General features: G+C 38.8%; 20 protein-coding genes. All 20 read right to left on the bottom strand.

All coding sequences use genetic code 11. The features are described from left to right. Positions 1 to 10 precede the first annotated feature (10 nt). Positions 11 to 571, bottom strand: a complete 561-nt coding sequence (locus ACNHOZ_RS01610; protein ID WP_372497466.1) for an isochorismatase family protein — start codon at positions 569 to 571, stop codon at positions 11 to 13. 119 nt (positions 572 to 690) lie between these two features. After that, positions 691 to 1,167, bottom strand: coding sequence for a transcription elongation factor GreA (gene greA / locus ACNHOZ_RS01605; protein WP_013059279.1), 477 nt, complete (start codon positions 1,165 to 1,167; stop codon positions 691 to 693). 218 nt (positions 1,168 to 1,385) lie between these two features. After that, entirely contained in the window at positions 1,386 to 2,021 is a 636-nt protein-coding gene (udk, locus tag ACNHOZ_RS01600; protein ID WP_028411675.1) for a uridine kinase, read from the bottom strand. A 7-nt stretch (positions 2,022 to 2,028) separates the two neighbouring features. Further along, entirely contained in the window at positions 2,029 to 3,291 is a 1,263-nt protein-coding gene (locus tag ACNHOZ_RS01595) for a peptidase U32 family protein (RefSeq protein ID WP_028411676.1), read from the bottom strand. A 39-nt stretch (positions 3,292 to 3,330) separates the two neighbouring features. Beyond that, positions 3,331 to 4,260 carry a peptidase U32 family protein gene (locus ACNHOZ_RS01590; RefSeq protein ID WP_028411677.1) on the bottom strand — a complete coding sequence of 310 codons (930 nt, stop codon included), beginning with the start codon at positions 4,258 to 4,260 and terminating at the stop codon, positions 3,331 to 3,333. Continuing rightward, positions 4,257 to 4,913, bottom strand: a complete 657-nt coding sequence (locus ACNHOZ_RS01585) for an O-methyltransferase (RefSeq protein WP_048019730.1) — start codon at positions 4,911 to 4,913, stop codon at positions 4,257 to 4,259. The genes ACNHOZ_RS01590 and ACNHOZ_RS01585 overlap by 4 nt, the downstream gene beginning before the upstream one ends. A gap of 181 nt (positions 4,914 to 5,094) precedes the next feature. Beyond that, positions 5,095 to 6,198 (bottom strand): endolytic transglycosylase MltG, encoded by a 1,104-nt coding sequence (mltG, locus tag ACNHOZ_RS01580; protein WP_028411679.1) that lies wholly within the window; start codon positions 6,196 to 6,198, stop codon positions 5,095 to 5,097. Between the two features lie 412 nt (positions 6,199 to 6,610). Beyond that, positions 6,611 to 6,895, bottom strand: coding sequence for a DUF1292 domain-containing protein (locus tag ACNHOZ_RS01575; RefSeq protein WP_013059285.1), 285 nt, complete (start codon positions 6,893 to 6,895; stop codon positions 6,611 to 6,613). Between the two features lie 154 nt (positions 6,896 to 7,049). Next, positions 7,050 to 7,466 carry a Holliday junction resolvase RuvX gene (gene ruvX, locus ACNHOZ_RS01570; RefSeq protein WP_013059286.1) on the bottom strand — a complete coding sequence of 139 codons (417 nt, stop codon included), beginning with the start codon at positions 7,464 to 7,466 and terminating at the stop codon, positions 7,050 to 7,052. Beyond that, a complete protein-coding gene (locus ACNHOZ_RS01565) occupies positions 7,467 to 7,736 on the bottom strand; it encodes an IreB family regulatory phosphoprotein (protein ID WP_013059287.1) in 270 nt (89 codons plus the stop codon). Between the two features lie 84 nt (positions 7,737 to 7,820). After that, positions 7,821 to 10,454 (bottom strand): alanine--tRNA ligase, encoded by a 2,634-nt coding sequence (gene alaS / locus ACNHOZ_RS01560; protein ID WP_048019729.1) that lies wholly within the window; start codon positions 10,452 to 10,454, stop codon positions 7,821 to 7,823. Positions 10,455 to 10,644: 190 nt separating this feature from the next. Then, positions 10,645 to 10,779 (bottom strand): hypothetical protein, encoded by a 135-nt coding sequence (locus tag ACNHOZ_RS01555; protein WP_255219740.1) that lies wholly within the window; start codon positions 10,777 to 10,779, stop codon positions 10,645 to 10,647. 63 nt (positions 10,780 to 10,842) lie between these two features. Next, positions 10,843 to 11,904: an AI-2E family transporter gene (locus tag ACNHOZ_RS01550; protein ID WP_048019728.1), complete on the bottom strand. Its 1,062-nt coding sequence runs from the start codon at positions 11,902 to 11,904 to the stop codon at positions 10,843 to 10,845. Between the two features lie 113 nt (positions 11,905 to 12,017). Next, positions 12,018 to 12,152, bottom strand: coding sequence for a YrzQ family protein (locus ACNHOZ_RS01545; RefSeq protein WP_013059291.1), 135 nt, complete (start codon positions 12,150 to 12,152; stop codon positions 12,018 to 12,020). Positions 12,153 to 12,177: 25 nt separating this feature from the next. Further along, the gene (locus ACNHOZ_RS01540; RefSeq protein ID WP_013059292.1) at positions 12,178 to 12,369 is read right to left on the bottom strand and encodes a hypothetical protein; all 192 of its coding nucleotides are present in this window, start codon (positions 12,367 to 12,369) and stop codon (positions 12,178 to 12,180) included. Between the two features lie 141 nt (positions 12,370 to 12,510). Next, entirely contained in the window at positions 12,511 to 14,868 is a 2,358-nt protein-coding gene (recD2, locus tag ACNHOZ_RS01535) for an SF1B family DNA helicase RecD2 (RefSeq protein WP_048019727.1), read from the bottom strand. Between the two features lie 24 nt (positions 14,869 to 14,892). Next, complete coding sequence (locus ACNHOZ_RS01530; RefSeq protein WP_447697039.1) at positions 14,893 to 15,552, bottom strand: tetratricopeptide repeat protein; 660 nt, start codon at positions 15,550 to 15,552, stop codon at positions 14,893 to 14,895. 157 nt (positions 15,553 to 15,709) lie between these two features. Next, positions 15,710 to 16,822 (bottom strand): tRNA 2-thiouridine(34) synthase MnmA, encoded by a 1,113-nt coding sequence (mnmA, locus tag ACNHOZ_RS01525; RefSeq protein WP_028411683.1) that lies wholly within the window; start codon positions 16,820 to 16,822, stop codon positions 15,710 to 15,712. Positions 16,823 to 16,928: 106 nt separating this feature from the next. After that, complete coding sequence (locus ACNHOZ_RS01520; protein WP_255905699.1) at positions 16,929 to 18,071, bottom strand: cysteine desulfurase family protein; 1,143 nt, start codon at positions 18,069 to 18,071, stop codon at positions 16,929 to 16,931. Positions 18,072 to 18,094: 23 nt separating this feature from the next. Continuing rightward, positions 18,095 to 18,511: a cysteine metabolism transcriptional regulator CymR gene (gene cymR, locus ACNHOZ_RS01515; protein WP_013059297.1), complete on the bottom strand. Its 417-nt coding sequence runs from the start codon at positions 18,509 to 18,511 to the stop codon at positions 18,095 to 18,097. Positions 18,512 to 18,567 lie beyond the last annotated feature (56 nt).

Below are 18,567 nucleotides of genomic sequence, written 5' to 3'. Positions count from 1 at the left end.
CAAGTTTTTATTATTCATTTTCCGTTAAAAATTGTTGAGTTGTTCGTAGCTTTCCTATTTTCGGAAAGATGTAAGAAAGAGTGGCTTCATGCTCTTCTTTTGTAAATGTCGCCATGGCATCCGTGATAAAAATTTGGTTATATCCATACTGAAATGCTTCACGAGCTGTGCTTTCCACACCAATATTTGTTGCAATTCCGCAAAGGACAATTGTATCAATTCCTCTTCGGCGAAGCTGAAGGTCTAAATCTGTCCCAAAAAAGGCTCCCCACTGACGTTTTGTCACAATGTAATCAGTCTCTTGAACATTAAGTCTTGGATCGAATTCTGCCCAGTCTGCAGGTCTTTCTTGAGGAGCAGATGGCTTTTGATCCGTTTCTGGCGTCAACGCATCTTTTCCATCTTGAAAATCTACTCGTACAAAGCTAATAAATCCATTTTGTTCGCGGAAACGATTCACAAGCTGAACAGATTTTTCTACGATTTCGTCTCCTCCAATTGGAACAATCCCTTTTTGTAAATCAATTAAAACAAGCGCTGTTTTAGTAAAATCGACATCTTTCATCTTCATCTTTCCTTTCCTACATATCTTTTCTATTCTCTCCGTTTTTTTAAATCATATAAAAAAAGCTGACGCGTGTCAGCTTTTTTACTTACGAGCATTCAGTAGAACGCTTCCAACCATATGTTTTACTTAACAGATACAATTTTCACTGACATATCTCCACCAGGAGTTTGAACAGTTACTTGATCTCCAATTTGTTTGCCCATTAGACTTTTAGCAATTGGTGAATCATTTGAAATTTTCCCTTCAAATGGATCTGCTTCTGCACTACCTACAATTGTATACGTTTCTTCGTCACCATCTGGCAACTCTACAAATGTTACAGATTTACCTAATGATACGATAGAAGAATTTTCTACATCTTCTTCAATAATTTTCGCATTGCGAATCATATTCTCAAGCGTTGTAATACGTCCTTCCACGAAAGCCTGCTCGTCTTTTGCAGAATCGTACTCAGAGTTCTCCGATAAATCTCCAAAACTGCGGGCGATCTTGATACGCTCTACAACTTCTTTACGTTTTACTGTTTTTAAATATTCTAGCTCTTGCTCTAGCTTTAGCTTTCCTTCTTCTGTCATTGGAAATACTTTTTCTTGTGCCATAATCCCTTCACTCCTTCTTGAACTCAAAATCTCTAGTGTATACAGTCGATTTCTGTATGTACAAAAAATTTTCCACTCTGTGGAAAAATCAGTTAATAGAGAAATGACAGCTTCAAAATAGAAGCTGCTCGTTTCTCTATTCTTTATAATGTTTGTGTTTAGTTAGCAGAATATGTCTGCATTGTCTTCAAAAAAATTCCTGCATCTATGCTATGTTATTATAAAATGGCATTTTGTTCAAGAATTGTTTGAATTTTAGTGACCATCAAGTCAATCGCTACGTGGTTTTGACCGCCTTCAGGAATGATAATATCTGCATAGCGTTTTGTTGGTTCAACAAACTGATTATGCATCGGGCGAACGACAGATACGTATTGATCAACAACTGACTCAAGCGTACGCTCTCGTTCTTTAATATCACGAAGCATACGACGAATGATACGAAGATCCGCATCTGTATCTACGTATAGCTTGATATCCATTAAATTACGCAAGCGCTGATCTTCTAGTACAAGAATACCTTCTAAGATAATAACATCTTTTGGTTCTTCTTTAATTACCTTCTCAGAGCGCGTATGAATTGCGTAATCATATACCGGTTTGTCAATGCTCTCATAATTTAATAAGTTTTGCAAGTGTTCAATCAGCAAATCATTATCAAATGCTAGAGGATGATCGTAATTTGTTTGCAAACGCTGTTCAAACGGTACATCGCTTTGATCTTTATAATAATAGTCTTGCTCAAGAAGCATAATAGAATGCCCTTTAAAATACTCATAAATAGCTTTGGTTACAGTTGTTTTACCAGAACCGGATCCACCAGCGATACCGATTACAACGGGCTTTTTCCCCATTTTATATTTAAATCCCCTTTCGCATCATGTTATATGAAAATAGAGGTTGGTCCACTTTAAATTTCACAATTTGCAGCGGATGACGCGCAGCATCTAGTTCATTGCCATCTTCGTCCCAAATTTTATCTATTTTTTGCGTAAAGTTTTTAATTTCCGGACCAAAAAATTCCACTTCTTCTCCCGGTTTAAAATAGTTACGCTGTTGCAATGTCACGATGCTTGTTTCTTCATCATAATTCAATACTAAACCAGCAAAATCAAATTTTGTTTTCTTGCCGTGTACGCCAAACATTTGTTCATCCACTCCAGGAACCCCTTCAAAAAAGGCGGGAGCCGTATCGCGGTTCGCACATTTGTCTAGCTCATCAAGCCATTCTTTTTGAATCACAAAATTCTCAGGATCTGCACAGTATGCGTCAATCACTTTGCGATATACGCTCACCACTGTTGCAATATAGTGGATCGACTTCATACGTCCTTCAATTTTCAAGCTATCAATACCCAGCTCAATCATTTGAGGGATAGATTGAATTAAATTTAAATCTTTTGGACTCATTGCAAACGGATCGTCTTGCTCATCAAATAAAGGCGTTTCCGTTTTACCGTCTTCTACTTTAAATAAATCATAGTCCCAACGGCATGATTGACAGCAGCCTCCACGGTTTGAATCACGCGCTGTCATGTGGTTACTTAGCACGCAGCGGCCTGAATAAGCAATACACATCGCTCCGTGAATAAAAGCTTCAATTTCAATATCCACTTTTTCTTTCATTTCGCGCATTTCTTCAGCACCCGTTTCACGAGCAAGTACAACACGTTCTAATCCTTCTTCTTTCCAGAATTGAACGGCTTTCCAGTTTGAAAGTGATTGCTGGGTACTTAAGTGTACTTCAAGCTTAGGTGCAACGCGTCGACAGGTTTCGATAATTAACGGATCAGCTACGATGATTCCAGAAACGCCAGCGCGCTCTAATCCCATTAAATAATCTTCAAGTCCGTCCATATTTTCATTGTGAGCAAAAATGTTTGTTGTAACATAAATACGTGCGCCGTATTTGTTTGCAAACTGAACACCTTCTGCCATTTCTTCAAATGTAAAGTTATCTGCATTTGAACGAAGGCCAAACTCTTTTCCTCCGATAAACACAGCATCTGCTCCATAGTGTACGGCAACTTTTAATTTTTCAAGGTTACCGGCTGGAGCTAACAACTCAGGCTTTTTAGTAATAACTCGTTTACCTTCTACTACAGTATCGATTTGAACAGCCATCGTTTGTACCTCCTTTGTTTATCTTTCTTTGCATGCTTTTTAATATACCGTTTCTTTAAAGAAAAACCCTGTGTCTAACGGGCGGTTAATTGGCTGCAAGCTTTCAATTTCTTCTAACAAATCGTCTTTAACGTTTTCGTATTCTTCACGGTCATCTACACATAAATCAATCGCTTGACGATATTTTTTTGTTACTTCTAAAATATATTGCGGTGACTTTAATACGCCGTCAATTTTAAATACATCTACTTCAGCGTCAATCATTTCGGAAAGCTCATCGATAATGCACATATCATTTGGACTCATAATGTGCGTTCCATTTTCATCTTCGAAAATTGGATACTTATTGTTTCGCTCATTATCAAGTAAAAACATATCTTTTTCTACTTTACGATTTTCAATTTCCATGACTTTTCCTTGATACTCAAAGTAGTTGCCAAGAAGTGAACGTTTCGATTGGAACATACACGTCATGCCATGCACCTGAACTTCAATTTCTACTTCGGCTTTTTCTTTGATATCAATGATGCTATCCATGCTTAGCTCACGAGCAAGAACTGCACGCTTAGCTCCTTTGCGGCCCCAGTAGTTACATGAATACCAGTTTGTTCCCGTTGTTTCAGTACTCCAGTGCATCTTCATTTCTGGAGCTGTTTCACGCACTGCCATTAATACAGCCGGATCTCCAAATACAATCGCATCCACGCTTGCTTCTTTTAAGAATAAAATATATTCATTTAATTCGGCGATTTTATCATTGTGAAATAATCCGTTCATCGCTACGTAGACTTTTGCATCATGCTGATGAGCAATATTTACAGCTTCTACGATATCTTCACGTTTGAATTCACCTGCTAAACGCAAACCGTAGCGCTGTTCACCAACCATAATAGCTGTTGCTCCAGCTTGTAGTAATGATTCGATTTCCGAAACTGCAGTTGGTGTCACTAATAGTTCTGGTTTTTTCATTCTTGGTCACCTCTTTTAATACTAATCGCGATTCCGTCTCCAATAGGGAGAATAGTTGTATAATAATCGGGATGATTCATCAGCCACGTATTGTATGCCTGAATTTTTTTAATTAAGCTACGGCGTCGACGTGTTTCTACTTCCGCCAAATCGGTCGCTACGTGACCTTTAAATAGTACGTTATCCGAAATAATCATTCCTTTAGAAGATAGCATCGGCTCATAATGTTCGAAAAAACGCTGATACTGACCTTTAGCTGCATCGATAAAGACTGCATCATAAGGACCATGACGTTCAATTTCATCTCTAAGCTCAAGTGCATCTCCAAACAACGACACAATTTTATCTTGTTTTCCCGCCCGTTCAATAAACTCTTGCGCTTTTTGGTAACGCTCTTCATTTCGTTCTACCGTAACCACTCGTGCCTCTGGAAGCGTATGGGTGATTCGAATAGACGAATATGCAATCGCTGTTCCAATTTCTAATATATGTTTTGGCTGATGAAGACGAAGAATTTGCAATAGCGTTTCAACACCAATCAATTCCATAATCGGAACGTGATGTTCTTCTGCATAAGCTTCCATTTCTTCAATAAGCTCCTGGCGCTTAGGAATAAGCTTTTCCACATACTGCTCTACGTTTTGTAAAAGCAAAACACTTCCTCCGTTCTCAGAAGTACATTTTACATTATGTTTTCATAACGTTTCATTACTGCAAAATAGTAAGACAACTAGTCTATTATAAGTTTTTTTCGTTTTTACGTAAACCCGATATATTTTAACATAAAAGATGGGGAATGCGAAGTATCGCGATTCCCCAATTTTAAATTTCCAATTATTTTTCGGTATTTTGCTTTTCTTTACCTGTAATATGCTTGGCTTTTTCTTTGTTATGTTCTTCTAACGTTTTGGTAAAAATAACTTTTCCTTCAGGTGTAGCCAAGAAGTATAAATAATCTGTATTGGCTGGATGTAACGCAGCTTTGATTGACATCAATCCAGAGCTGGCAATTGGTCCTGGAGGCAACCCCTTTACTTTATACGTATTGTAAGGAGAGTCCACTTCTAAATGCTTATAGAACACCCGGTCTTTATGCTCTCCTAAGGCATATAATACGGTTGGATCCGTTTGAAGAGGCATGTTTTTTTCAAGGCGATTATAAAAGACACTGGCAATTTTTTCTCGATCGACTTTCGCAGTCGCTTCCTCTTCAATTAGAGAAGACATGGTTAACAATTTATGTGCACTAAATTTTTTCTTTTCCATTTGCCCACTGTACTGACCTAATACATTATTTGTTTTCCCTACCATTTTATCCAATATTTCATCTAACGACACATTTTTATCATAAAAATCATACGTAACGGGATATAAATAACCTTCTAGCGGATGTTTAATATCTTTTTGCATCACTTCATCCGTTACTAAATCTGGATACTTTTCTTTCATTTTATTGATGAATGCCTTATCGTCTAGCTTTTTCATGACTTCGTCTTTTGTAAACTTTGTATTTTTGGCAATGATATCAGCAATTTCGACAAGCTGGCGTCCTTCTGGAATGGTGACACGAATATCAGGTTGTTTTGAAACCTCGCCTTTTTCCATTTTTTCAACCATTTCCCCTAAGCTCATGGAAGGAGAAAATAAATACGTTCCAGCTTGAAATCCAGATACATGGGTTAATTTTACGTAATAGCGAAAGGCACTTTTACTTTTAATTAAATCTTCTTTTTTCAATACCGTACCAATCGATTGAACGGAAGAACCTTGTGGAATGGTCACATTTACTTTTTTATTGCTGTTTCGATCCACGGGTGTTAAGCGGGATTGAGCATAGAAAAATGCACCGCCAACAAGTAAAAGAAGTACGATAATTGTAATAAAAATAACTCGTTTTTTCCTTGAACGATTAGGTGGTAAAAATGTTTGTTGCGACAAGCAGCTTCCTGGTTAAATCTACTTCTGTAAAAGAAGATACAACCAGTTTCACCTCTTTTCTTCTTGATTTTTTGTAAGTATGAACAGAGAGGATACATGAGATTGCGATTCATTCGTATCTCCTATAGGTGTGAGATGGTATCGCTTCCTTAAACTATCGCCTCTCCTAAATTTTTTCCATGATTTATGTTATTGTCTGCCCAAAGTCTAGTTTCATCCGTTCAAACAATGAATTCTTTTATTAAAATGCACTCTCACACGCAGGAATTATTATACTACAATTTATCTCATTTTTCGTCATTATCATACAATCTCCCCTAAGAATGCAAGGAAAAACCTTTTTATATCTAAAAAGAACGGCCGCTATGTAAAAAAAAGCTGATAACGATTGTCATCAGCTTTTTCACTATAATTATTCGCCTTCTTCGTCAAGGAATGTGTTAACCATTTCCTCAACCATGTCCCACTCTTCTTCTGTTTCAATCGGTTGAAGCTCGCCGTCTTGACCGTCTTCACTTGGTGTGAAAGCAGATGCATGAATTTCAATTTCTTCTTCATCATCTTGGTCTGCTCCGATTGGATAGTAAATTACATATGATTTGTTATATTGATCAGAATCAAATGTGAATAAAATTTCGCATAGCTGCTCATTTCCATTCTCATCGACGATTGTAATTTTATTTTCTTCTACGCTCATGTTTGCACCTCATTTTATATTGTAAGCTCTTAGCTTAACTTTTTCTTCAGCGAAAAGCAAGCTGTTCAGTTATTTCACTTCCCTTTTACGTACAAAAGAATATGTAAAAGGGAAAGTCATAACTTGTCAGCTTAAGCAAAGCCTGCTGCTTTTCTTATTGCTTGCTGTCTAAGTATCCTTGAAGAATCATAACAGCTGCCATTTTATCGATTACTTTTTTGCGTTTCTTGCGGCTTACGTCGGCAGACAGCAGTACTCGCTCTGCTGCCATCGTTGACAAGCGCTCGTCCCACATCATCGTTTCAATGTTAAGTTTTTCTTTGACGTTGTCAGCAAACTCGATGCACGCTTCGCCTCGAGGGCCAATCGTACCATTCATATTTTTAGGAAGACCCACTACGATTTTCTCTACGGAATATTCGTCAATTAACTGCTGTAAACGAGGATATGATTGCTCCATCTGCTCATCTGCAATTTTAATTGTTTCAATTCCTTGCGCTGTCCATCCCATTTCATCACTAACTGCCACACCAATTGTTTTGGTTCCTACATCTAATCCTAATACGCGCATTTATGAATCCTTTCGATGCTGTTGTAAATAAGATTTAACAAGTTCTTCAATGAGCTCGTCTCGCTCTAACTGGCGAATTGTGTTTCTCGCATCGTTATGACGAGGAATGTAAGCAGGGTCTCCTGATAACAAATACCCAACGATTTGGTTAATCGGGTTGTAGCCTTTTTCTTGCAGTGCGTCATAAACCGTAAACAATACTTCATGTACGTTTGTTTCAGCTGGCTCATCTTGAAAATTAAATTGCATGGTTTTATCAAATGAACTCACGGTCCCACCTCACTCTCTTAATTTGTGAACACATTGTGCACTATGCTAAGTCTTATTTATATTGTACACCAAGAAAGAGGAGAATTAAACGGATTTAACCCATTCTTCTACAGTGCCAAGTGCTTTTTCAATTTGGCTAGCGTCTTTTCCTCCAGCTTGCGCCATGTCAGGGCGTCCGCCTCCGCCTCCGCCGCAAATCGTTGCTACTTCTTTAACAAGTTTGCCAGCATGATGGCCTTTAGCAATTAAATCTTTTGTTACACCTGCAATAATATTTACCTTTTCACCTTGTGGAGAAGCTAATACGATCACAGCAGATTCTAATTTTTGTTTTAAATCATCAACCATTGCACGAAGGTTATTCATATCCGTTGCATTCACTTTTGCTGCTAGGACATTTACACCATTAATGTTTTTTACGCGGTCAACAAGATTGCCAGCTTCAATATTGCCAAGCTTTGTAGATAGTGAATCATTTTCACGCTGAAGATTACGAATCTCTTCTAGTAATCCTTCAACGCGCCCTACTAAATCGCGCGGGTTGGATTTTACTTTTGCCGCAGCTTCTTTTAGTAAACCTACTTGATCATTCATTAACTGATAGGCAGCTTTTCCAGTTACAGCTTCAATACGTCGAGTACCTGCACCGATTCCAGATTCTGATACAATTTTAAATAAACCGATAACAGATGTATTTGGTACGTGACATCCACCACATAATTCTAAGCTGTAGTCGCCTACTTGTACTACGCGCACGATATCTCCGTATTTCTCACCAAATAGCGCCATTGCACCCATCGCTTTTGCTTCGTCAATTGCTTTGTTTTCAATTTGTACAGAGATGCTGTCCCAAATCTTTTCATTAACGATTTGTTCAATTTTCTCAATCTCTTCTTGTGTCACTTGACCAAAGTGAGAGAAGTCAAAGCGCAAGCGATCCGCTGTTACTAAAGAACCCGCTTGATTAACATGCGTTCCTAACGTATCTTTTAATGCTTGATGCAATAAATGCGTTGCCGTATGGTTTTTCACAATTGCACTGCGGTTTTCTTCATCAAGCGTTGCCATGTATGTTTCACCTTTTACAAGCTCGCCGCTTGTTACAGATACCGTTTGGACATTTTGACCATTTGGCGCTTTTTGAACGTCTTTTACTTCCGCTTTTCCTGAAGCACTTTGGATCGTACCTTGGTCCGCAATTTGACCGCCGCTTTCTGCGTAGAATGGCGTGTGGCTTAAGATGACTTGCGCTTCTGTTCCAGCTTCAGCACGGTCAACAAGTTCACCGTCTACAATAATTGCTTCAACAACTGTTTCTACTTCATTTTTATCATAGCCCACAAACTCACTTGCAACCGTTACTTCACCAAGTACGCCGCCTTGAACTTGCATAGAACTAGAATCTTGACGAGCAGCACGCGCACGCTCACGCTGTGCTTCCATTTCACGTTCAAAACCTGCATGATCGATTTTCATGTTCTCATCTTCTGCGTATTCTTCCGTTAATTCAACAGGGAAGCCATACGTATCATATAGACGGAAAACATCTTCGCCTTGTACCGTATCACTGTTTTGCGCTTTTTCTTTTTTAATAACAGTTGCCAAGATAGCTAGTCCGTCATTTAACGTTTCGTGAAAACGCTCTTCTTCATTTTTGACTACGCGCTGGATAAAATCCGTTTTTTCCTTTACTTCCGGATAGAAATCAACCATGATTTCACCTACTACCGGCACTAGGTCGTACATGAACGGACGATTAATGTTTAACTTTTTAGCATAGCGAACTGCTCGGCGTAACAAACGACGCAGCACATACCCGCGGCCTTCATTTGAAGGAAGAGCACCATCACCTACAGCAAATGTTACCGTACGAATGTGGTCAGCAATGACTTTAAATGCCGTATCTTGCTCATCATTTGTACGATATTTAGCGCCTGAAATATTTTCTGTTGCTTCAATAATTGGCATAAACAAATCTGTATCAAAGTTTGTTTGCACATCTTGAATAACAGAAACCATACGCTCTAAGCCCATTCCTGTATCAATATTTTTCTTTGGAAGCGGCGTGTACGTATTATCAGGATTATGATTAAACTGAGAAAATACAAGGTTCCAAATTTCTAAATAACGCTCATTTTCTCCACCTGGATATAATTCGGGATCAGTTAGGTCATTTCCATATGCTTCTCCGCGATCATAAAAGATCTCTGTATTTGGACCACTCGGACCTTCTCCAATATCCCAGAAGTTACCTTCTAAACGAATGATACGCTCTTTAGGCACGCCCATTTTTTCATTCCAGATCTTAAATGCTTCTTCATCTTCAGGGTGAACTGTTACAGATAGCTTATCTGCGTCGAATCCAATCCATTTATCGCTCGTTAAGAATTCCCATGCCCATTGGATTGCTTCTTCTTTGAAATAATCACCGATAGAGAAGTTACCAAGCATTTCAAAAAACGTATGATGGCGAGCCGTTTTACCTACGTTTTCGATATCGTTTGTACGAATAGATTTTTGTGCGTTACAAATACGCGGATTTTGAGGAATAACACGACCATCAAAATATTTTTTTAATGTAGCTACTCCACTGTTAATCCATAATAAAGATGGATCTTCATGCGGAACTAAAGATGCGCTTGGTTCTACATCATGGCCTTTTTCTTTAAAGAAATCTAAATACATTTGACGAACTTGTGCTGACGTCAGTTTTTTCATGATTGGTCCTCCTTTAATACTCTTCTTATTTATAGACAAAAAAATGATGACATAAAAGCATCTATTTTCCCTGTGTCCAAAGGTAATTGCTAGTTATTTGCACACAAAAAAACTCTCATCCCTGTAGCAGGGACGAGAGTTGAACTCGCGGTACCACCCTGATTATAAATGCCAAAAGCATTTATCACCTTCATAGCGTTAACGTTGCTGACACGGCAGGTTTTAGCCTGCACTCTGGACTAGCGTTCAGCTGCTCTTTGTTTAGCGCTTCTTTCAGCCAAGGAAGCCCTTCTCTAAAAACCAGTGTGCAACGTACTCGATCCATCATTGTGTTCAAAATATGTAGCGTTTTCTTATGGCGATATTATGACAAATTAACCGCTCTTTGTCAATGTTTGAGCGTATAAGAGCGAATATGCAAAATAGATATTTTAACGACTGCTAAAATTGGCACAGCCAAAATGAGACCCAATACTCCTCCAAACTCTCCTCCTAAAAGGAGCGCAAGCATGATAAACAAAGGATGAATATGAAGGCTCTTTCCTACGATAAGCGGAGACAGCACATTTCCTTCTAGAAACTGCAGCACAAAGATAATAATGACAATGGTAATAACCAACTTTATCGAGATAGTTGCTGCAATAATAGCTGCTGGAACCGCACCAATAATCGGGCCAAAATACGGAATGATATTCGTTACGCCAATAATAAAGCCTAAAAGAAGTGCATAAGGTACATGAAAGAACCAAAGTGCTGCTGTGGCAATCACACCAATAATGAGACAAACAAAAAATTGTCCTCTAATATAATTGCCAAGCGATTCATTCACATCCGATAAAAAACGTTCGCCTGGTTTGTGCCACTTTTTAGGTGTGACATAAGCTGTTGCTTTCTTAATAGAGGAAAAATCCTTCAGCATATAAAAAACAATAAATGGAATAATGATTAAAATCAAAAAAGAGGTAATCAATGATTTTAATCCTTCCGCCACTTTTGTAAGCCACACGTTGAGCGTAGCCTCTACATCATCAATGCTGCCTTCAATTTTCTCATGTACACCGTTTGGAAGTGAAGTTGTACGATCATGAATCGATTCTACCCAATGTCTATATGTATTCGTAAAATGAGGCAGCTGTTCATTTAAATCTTTTACTTGTTCCACAAAAATAGGATACGACTTATAGGCTCCGAACCCGATTCCTCCAAAAAAGATAATGTAGATCAGTAAAATAGCTAGAGGACGAGGCACGCCTTTATCATGCGTTTTTTCAATAAGCGGATGAAGTAAATATGTAATGAATGCTGCAATAAAAAAAGGCAGCAGTGCTTTTAAAAACATGTAAATAACAGGCAGCCATAAAAACTGGACTTTAAAAAATACTAATATGCACAGCAGTGCTAATAACAGCAGTCCGAATCTATAGAACCATTTGAATGAACTATCTTTCAACGTAAACTCCTCCTCTCTTCTATTTTTTGATAAAGAAAGGAGTTTATACATGCAGTTGTATCTTCTGCCTGCAAAAAAGCACTATTGCAGCTTAGTGCAATAGTGCTTTTTTATTAGTGAATAGCTTTCATCATACGTTTACGCATTTTTTTCATATTTCTTTTTGTAAACATCTCTCGATCATCTGCCATTTTAAATGCATAAGCTCCAAGACCGAAAGCGACTACTGACGGAATGATTCTGCCCATTGCTCTTCCTCCCGGTAAAAAAGAATTAGAAATTGATTGTGCGCTCGTCATCTGAGAACAAATCATCAAGCGAGCTCAATGTTCCATCTTCTTCTACTTGGTGAGTATTAATTTGTCCTTTTGAAATAGTCATTTCAATAAAACAATTCCAGCAGTAATACTGATTTACACCAATTTTGCCAACGTCAATACTTTTACAGTTTGGACATTTAAACAAAGTCGACACCTCTTTATACGTTCTACTTATATAAACGCATTATGTCCACTTTTTTTCACGCCCATACTTTATTTTCTGACAATTAGCAAAGAAGGATGGTAACAAAGGAGTTTATTTAACTCTTTGTTAGCATGCGAAAGGTTACATGAAATCATACGGCGTAACGTTTTCCATCCCAATATTTGCATCTTTCATAAATGGAATTTCGGGATCTTCTATATCGTTATCCAAGCTTTCTCGAAGCAGGGGCTGTAAATTCGTTTGTCGAATGCTGTCTTCATTCCGGCTGACTCCAAGCTGAAACGCTTCGTCTTCGCCGCATAAAATTAAAAACTGTTTACTTCGCGTAACGGCGGTATAAAGTAAATTGCGTCGCAGCATCCGGTAATAGCTTTTGACAATTGGAAGCACAACAATGGGAAATTCACTTCCCTGCGATTTATGAATGGAACAGCAGTATGCATGAGTTATTTGATTAAAGTCTTGCTTTGTATAAGTTACTTCGTTTCCTTCATATGAAATAACCAGCATATCCTGTTTTTCCGTATTTTCTTTGGCAAAGAAAACTGAGACGATTTCTCCCATATCTCCGTTAAATACGTTGCTATCCGGCTGATTTACAAGCTGCAGCACTTTATCTCCGACTCGGTACGTAATATCTCCGTGCTTAAGCTCTCTTCTTTGCTCAGAAGCCGGGTTAAATAATTCCTGAAGAACTTCATTCAGTTTATCAATCCCTGCAGGACCTTTATACATAGGAGCTAGAACTTGAATATCTTTAGCCGTATAGCCTTTTTTTAACGCATTCCCGCAAACTTGTTGCACGACATTCGTGATGTGCTGTCCTTGACAGCGAATAAAGGAACGATCTCCTTGCTGCCTCGATAAGTCTTCCGGAAGCTTTCCTTTTTTTATTTCATGAGCCAAATCAATAATCGACGACCCTTCCGCTTGCCGGTATACATCTGTCAGACGGACGGTAGGAACTACTTCTGAACTCAGTAAATCTTTTAACACCTGTCCCGGACCTACTGAAGGAAGCTGGTCTTCGTCTCCAACTAAAATAACCTGTAAATTAGCAGGAAGAGACTTAAACAGCTGATGAGCAAGCCACAAATCTACCATCGATACTTCATCCACAATCAATAACTTTCCGTCAATTGGATTCTCCTCATTATGGTCAAATCCTTCTTGTCCGTTCCATTTTAATAATCTGTGAATCGTAACTGCCGGAAGTCCGGTCGCTTCGCTCATTCGTTTAGCAGCGCGTCCAGTAGGTGCCACAAGTAAAACAGGAAAAGCTTCATCTTTTTTATAGTCCCCTGGATTTAACGAACATCCGTGAAGTTCTGCATAAAGTTCGACTATCCCTTTAATAACCGTTGTTTTCCCAGTACCTGGTCCACCTGTTAAAAGAAGCATTGGAGACATTAAAGCGGTTTGTATGCCCTTGCGCTGAGACGGTGCATATTGAACGTCTAATCGCTCTTCTAGTTCACCCAGAGCTAGTAAAAATTCTGATTCTGGAAACTGCTCTTCGTACTGCGTTTGAGCCATAATTTTTTGAATAGCTTTAACTACCCCTTTTTCAGCATAGAAAAGGGGAGGAAAATAAATTTTTTCGTCTTGAATGATAAGCTTTTTGTCTGCTTTTAATGCGTCCACTTCTCTTGTAAGATCCATTTCAGACAGATTTTCATGCCTGCTTTTTCGAAGAAGCTCTGCTGTTTTTCCATACAGCTGATCTGCCGTGACGTATACATGTCCCATTTGATTGCATTCTTGCTCAATGACGTATAAAATACCTGCACGCAAACGATCAGGATGATTGGTTGCCATACCAAGCCTCTTTCCAAGTTCATCAGCCCTGCTAAAGCCAATACCTTGAATATCTTCTACGAGCTGATAAGGATTATTTTGAACAATTTCAAGCGCTTCTTGTTTGTACGCTTGGAAAATCTTCATCGAAAGCTGCGGTCCAAACCCGAGGTCTGTCAGCTTTACCATTACTTCTTCTAACCCTTGATGTTCACGAAGCTGCGTGACTAAAGCTTCTGCCTTGTCGGCTGAAAGCCTCGGAACCTCTTTTAGCACAGACTCATTTTGCAAAATACGAAAAATAGCGCGTTCTCCTAGGGCGTCTACAATGTTTTCAGCGGTTTTTTTACCGATTCCGTGAAATAAATCGCTTGATAGGTACTGAACAACCCCTTGCCTTGATTGCGGAAGTTCTTTTTTAAACTGTTCAACATGAAACTGCAGACCAAACTTTGGATGCTCTTTGAAGTCTCCGTAAAACGTGTATACTTCATCTTCATTCAGCTTAGGAAAATAGCCTGTAACGACCGTTTCTTTATCTTCAATCTCTAAATTTGTTTTTTTGATCCGTATCCGCGTAACGTTATATAAGTTTTCTTCGTTATGAAATACCGTTACAATTGACGTGCCGCTTATATAATGACGTTCTGGCTGTGAAGGGTTCACTAGTTCTTCGTTCATGTTATCCTTCCTTTACCCGCTTTCTTAATGTTCTAATGTAGACAGAACTTGTTTAGCATTTGCTGCCATTACGTGATCTGGCTGCACGTTTAAAGCTTCATCTAACATCTCAATTGCTTTGTCCTTATCATCTTTCATGGCATACGCTACGCCCAAATTATAAAAAGCATCGGCATGTTCTGGTTCTTGATTGACTACCTTAAGGAACTCAGCAATCGCTTCATCCACCATTTCGAGCTGTGCTAAACAAAGACCGTACTGAAATTTTGCTTCTACGTCATGTTCGTTTAGTTCTACCGCTCGCTGAAGATAATGCATCGCAAAACGAATTTCTTCCATATGAAACAGCGTTAAACCAAGCATAAAGTACGCATCGGATGAATCTAAGCCTTTTTTGATTGCTAAATCAAAGTAGTGCTTTGCCTGCTCAAGCTGCTCTGCATTAAAATAAATATTCCCTGCTCCGTAATACGCTGTTGCCGTTTCTTCATCTAATTCAATCGCACGTTCATAAAATTTCAAAGCACGATCCATCTCACTAACAGCCGCTAACAAATTGCCAAAATTCACATACACGATTGGATCTTTTGGATTATCTTCAATTGCTTCTGAAAATGTTTTAGCAGCCTCTTCAAATTTCCCTTCCTGCATATACTGAATTCCTAGCTGATTTTTATCTGTCATTTTTTCGTTCACTCCACTGTTTTAGTTATGATTTAAAAGACTTTCACATCATGAAAATCTAGAATATGTAAGTTATTAGTTTACCCAATAAGTAAAGTATATCATAGAAAAACCTCAGCTATATACAGCCGAGGTTTTTCGTTCTTGCTTATATGAATTATACGTACCAGATTTGCTCTTCTTCTTGAAATACTTTGTCAATTGTTGCTCCGCCAAGACATTCATCATCTTTGTAAAACACAACTGCTTGACCCGGCGTAATTGCGCGAACAGGTTCAGCAAAAATAACTTTAATTGTATCATCATCGACTTTCTCAACGGTTACTGCTGAATCGGTTTGACGATAGCGGAATTTTGCTGTGCACGTCATTGGTGACGACCAGTCACGGTCGCTTACCCAGCTGACATTTGTTGCTGTAAGAGATGTAGAATAAAGCAGCTCATTGTGAAAGCCTTGATCGACGTATAAAACGTTTTTTTCTAAATCTTTTCCAACTACAAACCAAGGTTCGCCGCTGCCTCCGATACCCAAACCATGGCGTTGACCAATCGTGTAGTACATAAGGCCGTCATGCTTGCCTTTCACTTCGCCGTCAAGCGTTTGCATCACACCTGGCTGAGCAGGAAGATACTGACTTAAAAATTCCTTGAAGTTGCGTTCGCCAATAAAGCAAATACCTGTGCTGTCTTTTTTCGTTGCTGTAGCAAGGCCTGCTTCTTTTGCAATTTCACGCACTTTTGATTTCTCAATTTCTCCAATTGGGAACATTACTTTTGAAAGCTGATCTTGTCCTAATTGATTTAAGAAATACGTTTGATCTTTATTTCCATCTACGCCTCGAAGCATTTTATACTCCCCGTCACGATACGCAACGCGTGCATAATGTCCTGTCGCTAGATAGTCTGCTCCTAGCGTCATTGCATGCTCCAAAAAGGCTTTGAATTTAATTTCTTTATTACACATTACATCAGGATTCGGTGTACGACCTGCTTTATATTCATCTAAAAAGTAGGTAAATACTTTATCCCAATATTGTTTCTCAAAGTTGACTGCATAGTAGGGAATACCAATTTGATTACATACGCGAATAACATCGTTATAATCTTCAGTCGCAGTACAAACGCCGTTTTCATCCGTATCGTCCCAGTTTTTCATAAAGATTCCGATCACATCGTATCCTTGTTGTTTTAATAAAAGAGCTGCTACAGATGAATCAACGCCTCCGCTCATTCCGACTACTACACGTGTATCTTTAGGTGATTTTGTCAACTTCGCCACCTCCGTTTTCTTCATTTTAATTAAATTGTTCGCTAAAAAGCGAAAGAAACGACACAAACCATCAGTGAGGGATGAAGACCCTACTGATGGCTGCTATTTACATCGTTAGTCGCTTAACGATGTTTGCTGTTTGACGTGCGGTTTTTTCAATTTGCTCAGCAGAGTTTCCTAGGCCAAAGCTAAATCGAATAGAAGTTGTTAAACGCTCAGACCCTTTTCCAAACATAGCAACAAGCACATGAGAAGGATCGATTGCTCCCGCTGTGCAAGCTGAACCGCTCGATGCCGCAATTCCTGCTAAGTCTAAATTTACGAGCATCGATTCAACATTTGTTTTTGGAAATGATAAATTTAACACATGTGGCAGAGCATTTTCAAGATGTCCGTTAATTTCAAATGAAATACCTTCTTCTTTCAACACAGCTACCATTATTTCTTTGTATCTTCTATATTCATCTGCACGTGTTTGCAGCGTTTGTTGCGAAATTTTCACAGCTTCTTCAAACCCGACGATACTTGTCATGTTCTCAGTTCCAGCTCGTCGTTTGCGCTCTTGTTCTCCTCCAAATAGCAAAGGAGACAGTGAAACGTGAGCAGCTGCATATAAAAAGCCCATCCCTTTTGGTCCGTTAATTTTATGAGCCGAAACGGATAAAAGATCGACACCTAATTGTTGCACATTTAACGGAATTAATCCATAAGCTTGCACTGCATCCGTGTGGAAATATGCTCCATGCTCTTTTAATAGAACTCCAATTTCTCCAATTGGCTGAATAGCACCTACTTCATTATTTCCAAACATCACCGACACAAGAATTGTTTGATCCGTTAGGGCTGATTTTATTTCATCCACAGATACTTGTCCGTACTCATTAACTGGTAGGTAAGTCACTTCAAAGCCCTGTGTTTTTAAATATTCACACGTATGAAGCACAGCGTGGTGTTCAATTTGCGTGGTAATAATATGATTTCCTTTATGGCGGTTTGCAAGAGCGACTCCGATCAGTGCCATATTATCTGCTTCTGTCCCACCACTTGTAAAAATCAGTTCATTTTCGTGTGCTCCAATACTTGCTGCAATCGTTTGGCGAGCTTCGTCTAAATAGCGTCGACTTTCCCGCCCGTAGTGATGAATACTAGACGGATTTCCAAAGTACTCATGCATAAAAGTCGTCATTTTCTCAACGACTGCTGGATGTATTGGAGACGTTGCTGCATGATCAACATAAATACGTTCCAAAATAAACGCCTCCTAGCTCATTATTAAATATAAAACATATAAGACGCTTGATCATCATCAGAATGATTTGCTAAATCTTCAAGCGTTGTACTATCTAGCACTTCTTTAACTGCATCTCGAATACGAATCCACAGCTCGCGTTTTGCAGGCTCTTCATCTTCAATTCCTTCTACAGGACTAATAGGACCTTCTAAAACGGAAATAATATCGCCAGAAGTAATGTTAGCAGGTTCATGTGCCAAGATGTAACCTCCATAAGCTCCGCGCACGCTTTTTACAAGCCCAGCGTTACGCAGCGGTGAAATAAGCTGCTCTAAATAATGTTCAGATAAATCATGCGTTTGAGCAATAGTTTTAAGCGAGATAGGACCTTCTCCAAAGCGCTTCGCAAGCTCAATCATAATCGTTAAACCGTAGCGTCCTTTTGTTGAAATTTTCATACGATACACTCCTTCAATACACTTTTTTTATTTATGAAAAAAATAAGACCCTCACG

It is taken from the genome of Priestia sp. D51, from assembly GCF_053345675.1.
This window is presented reverse-complemented; position numbering and strand designations above follow the sequence as displayed.